This is a genomic window from Pseudomonas sp. BAY1663, assembly GCF_000582595.1.
Taxonomy (GTDB): Bacteria; Pseudomonadota; Gammaproteobacteria; order Pseudomonadales; family Pseudomonadaceae; genus Stutzerimonas; species Stutzerimonas stutzeri_AF.
In genome coordinates this window covers 1-3470 of sequence record NZ_AZSV01000161.1, presented here as the reverse complement: position 1 = coordinate 3470, position 3470 = coordinate 1, and the positions used below count along the sequence as shown (strand labels likewise).

Genomic DNA, 3470 nt, shown 5'->3' with positions numbered 1-3470 from the left:
GATAACGAAATGCTTAGCTCAGTTCCTGTGATATCAACAGCACATGGAATGTATAAAACATTCAAAAAGCTTCAAAAAAGCTAAGTTAAGAAAAAAAGTCAACGCATTCCTTGAGGCTGCAAGCAACGACATAGATGACGAGGAGTCGGCGAATTTTGCAGCTCAGCTGTCTGACGAGGAAAGGGATGAGTTTCTAGAGGAAATACTGGACGCCATCGACAGCGCGGAGTCAGCTCAAAAATCAGCGATCATAGGAACAGCTTTACGACGGCTAATCAAAGGAGATATCGACTACGATGTATTTAGGGACCAAATTCAACTCACGAACTATATAAAACTATCAACGCTACATATGTTCATGCACGCCCACCACAACAGCCATACACTTTCAGATCATTTAGGCGACGAGTTAGTAGCACACCGAATCGTGAGACGAAAAATAGAAATGGTTGAAGTAAAGCCATTCGGACTGTCGCAACCTGCCGAAAGCAAGATCAGCGTGAGCTTCGAGATCACGAACATTGGCCATCGCTATTTAGAAACATTACATATTGCCTATAAAGATAAAATAGACGAAGAGCACTTAGTAGTTTAAAAGAAGTCAACAGGTATAATTATTTAGAATCCGATCACTGAGCAAGGAGGCGTGATGAGATCAGATTGGGATGATGCACCCGATTACCTACGCAACAGAAAGAAGCCAAGCCCTTGGCGGTTCCTGGCGATTCTGGGTATCGGTTCGGCGGTGCTTTCGGCACTTGCATTTACATTCGGCAAGCCGGTGGTGCTGGACGTAAACCAGATCAAGCAAGGCATTCATGTCGGCGGCAAGCCTTGGTTTAACCAAGAGCCAGCACAGCCCATGCAGCCGGTTGGCCAGCCTTCGGTTGCAAGCTACGAAGCCCCGGCAGCAGAACCAGCACCAGCGCCCCAGCAGCGGCCGCTGACCCAGGAAGAACTCGACTGGTTCGAAGAAGGCACCGCGCGAGCGCTACAGCAGCGCCAAACATCGTTCAACGATAGCAACTACACGCCCAAACAGCCGGCCAGCACCTACACCCCGCCCGCAGTACATCGCATTGCTGCAGCAACGCCGAGCGCCAACGAACCAAGATCTCGGACGGTAAACCGGGAACGTACCGCGAAATGGATCAAAGGCTGGAACGGCGGGATCGACTATTTAGCAGAGTGGGTTTCGGTCAATAACTACATCGACGGAACCAGCGTATGCGCCAACCACCGCCGAGGCTCAATCGACTACCGCGAATGTCGCAAAGCCGCCAAACAACACTTCCACGAGCAATGCCGGGCATGGCGAACACGCTTCGACAGCGACAGAAAAGACCATAGCGACCGGATGAAGACGCGCTATTGCGGAGCGGCTAGTAGCTTTAACCCGATGGGTTGAATTAGCCAAACTTAAAATTAATAAATCTTAGGAGTGCTCGAATTGCTCGCCTTTAAGCTAATCGTAGTTTTCATATACATTATTAGCTTCATTTTGAGCCTGGAGGACTCGATAGCAAAATCCCCACAAGGACGGGTACTGCTCGACGGGATAAAAAATGGCTCCATAAAACTATTTCAGTGGCTTGCTTCAGTAGATGCACGCGAAAGCTTGAGGGGGTTATCAAGGTTCACTGGATGGACTATCTCAGCGCTGTTTCTAGGGATTTGGATTTTTGGTAAAAACCTTCCAAACGAAATAAGTGGAAGCTTAGCGATTGCATTCTTTACAATGCTATTCTTCTGGACATCTATAAAATGGTTCTTAAATTTCAAACAACAGCTTTCTGAGCTACGCGTCCCATTCTACATAATCATCACTCTTCCTTGGCTGATGCTTCTTCTTCAAAAAAATGGCCTAATGGACCATGAGCAATCTCCACATCTTGCGCTGGTACCTTTGCTCGTCGAGCTTGGATTCACAAACTATACAGATTACTTCTCGACTGCATTACTCTCAGGAATCCTAGCTATTGGATCTCTTTTATTTTTCTGTGTTGGAATCATCTTTTTTCTCGTTGTGCCCGCAGCGATTTTTTTGCTGCTTGTAGGCAGCTCAAAAGTCAGCAACCATTTTTCATTTGGAATGCCCATCTGGTTGCGACATACGCTGCTCGTCTATTACTTCTTTGTAACTTCCTATATGGCTGCTGGTGGGCTAGGTTTACTGAATTAGCAAGACCTGTCGATAAAGTGTCGAAAACACTGTGCCGAATTGTGCCGAAACGAGCAGACGGTTCATCCCGGGAACCGCATAACGACACGCTTTGCGACGGAACGACACACTAAGCAAAAGGGTTCGATTTCCTTCGCCCACTCCATATCCCATATGAAAAAGCCCTGTTCCTACAGGCTTTTTCATTTCTCGCCGTTCGTGCTGTCGTCCATCCGGAGGCTGGCTAGTCCATCAGTCAGTCGCGCCGCCAATGGCGTGGGCCTTCATTTGATTTCGCCTGGTGATACGTTCTGCGGGAAATCTTCTGAGGCGTCTGCTGTTGCCCCTTGTACTTGTGGGCGGGACCGGCGCCGTGGTACTTGGGCGGATATGCGCCCTTACCTCGATGCTGCGGCACATGCTTGCTGCCGTCGTAGCGCGGTGGCGGTGCATAGTGGCGGTAGTCGTGGCGCTCGTAGCGGTAGTAGCGAATCGGATAGACCTCGTAGTGGTGGTCTCGATACCCGCTGTAATAGTGCGAATGGCGATAGCCATAATCGCCATGACCATAGACCGTGCAGCCGCCAAGCAGGGCCAGGACGGCAAGGATTATCAGAGTTCGGGACATGAGGATGCCCTCCTGAGAGGTGTGGCCGGCATTGCCGGCCTTACCCGAGCGGGACGTGTCAGCAGTTGCCCTTCTTCGCCTGCCCCGGCGGGCAGTGCGGAGGGCCACCGACATCACCAATGTCGATGCCGATACCCGGCAGGCGCAGGCTGCAGCCGGTTACCAGAAGAGCTGCGAACACCAGCGCAGCAACGCGGGCGATCATCAGCAGCTCCCTTTCATACGATGTCCGGGCGGACAGAAGTGGCCACCGTGGCCGTAGCCACCTAGATCGACACGCACCGCATCGGCATCACCGACCCGGGCATGAATCCCCGGTGCACTGAAGCTGCAACCACTCAGGGCCAGTACGCTGGCAATCAACGTCACGGTTAAGACTCTCATCGGAATACTCCTGATTTCCGCAAGGCGAAGCCTCGATAAGCCAGCTGCGCGAGACGCAACTCGACAACTGATTAGACTTCCGACGAGACGACTCGTTCCCTACTCGGGTAATGCGGCTCACGCCAGTGGCGAGAGCCGCTGGCGAGGCTCAGCCGGCGTGGTAATCGGCGTCGGCCTCCTCGAAGCGCTTGACGATGCTCGCTGCCGGCTCGGCGCCCAGCTTGCTCACCACCACGATGGCCAGGCTGGCGAGGATGAAGCCCGGGATGATCTCGTACAGCCCCAGGCCGATGAGTT

General features: G+C 52.0%; 7 protein-coding genes. 3 read left to right on the top strand and 4 right to left on the bottom strand.

The features are described 5' to 3' along the window. Window positions 1-43 precede the first annotated feature (43 nt). The 3 genes from BAY1663_RS22275 to BAY1663_RS24300 are packed head-to-tail and all read left to right on the top strand — an operon-like array spanning window position 44 to window position 2182. On the top strand, window positions 44-595 hold the full coding sequence (locus BAY1663_RS22275; RefSeq protein ID WP_037045207.1) for a hypothetical protein: 552 nt from the start codon (window positions 44-46) through the stop codon (window positions 593-595). Between the two features lie 54 nt (window positions 596-649). After that, the gene (locus tag BAY1663_RS24305) at window positions 650-1408 is read left to right on the top strand and encodes a hypothetical protein (protein ID WP_128576453.1); all 759 of its coding nucleotides are present in this window, start codon (window positions 650-652) and stop codon (window positions 1406-1408) included. 42 nt (window positions 1409-1450) lie between these two features. Continuing rightward, complete coding sequence (locus BAY1663_RS24300; protein WP_128576451.1) at window positions 1451-2182, top strand: hypothetical protein; 732 nt, start codon at window positions 1451-1453, stop codon at window positions 2180-2182. A gap of 235 nt (window positions 2183-2417) precedes the next feature. On the opposite strand, the gene BAY1663_RS23150 is transcribed toward BAY1663_RS24300, so the two are convergent. The 4 genes from BAY1663_RS23150 to BAY1663_RS26140 all read right to left on the bottom strand — a co-directional run. After that, window positions 2418-2789 carry a hypothetical protein gene (locus BAY1663_RS23150; protein ID WP_051497210.1) on the bottom strand — a complete coding sequence of 124 codons (372 nt, stop codon included), beginning with the start codon at window positions 2787-2789 and terminating at the stop codon, window positions 2418-2420. A 58-nt stretch (window positions 2790-2847) separates the two neighbouring features. Then, window positions 2848-2994 (bottom strand): hypothetical protein, encoded by a 147-nt coding sequence (locus BAY1663_RS24580; RefSeq protein ID WP_164838490.1) that lies wholly within the window; start codon window positions 2992-2994, stop codon window positions 2848-2850. Beyond that, window positions 2994-3173, bottom strand: a complete 180-nt coding sequence (locus BAY1663_RS24295; RefSeq protein ID WP_102895112.1) for a hypothetical protein — start codon at window positions 3171-3173, stop codon at window positions 2994-2996. Before BAY1663_RS24295 ends, BAY1663_RS24580 begins: the two co-directional genes overlap by 1 nt. A 148-nt stretch (window positions 3174-3321) precedes the next feature. Next, window positions 3322-3470, bottom strand: a 149-nt coding sequence (locus BAY1663_RS26140) for a hypothetical protein (protein ID WP_164838489.1), incomplete at its 5' end; no start/stop codon positions are given.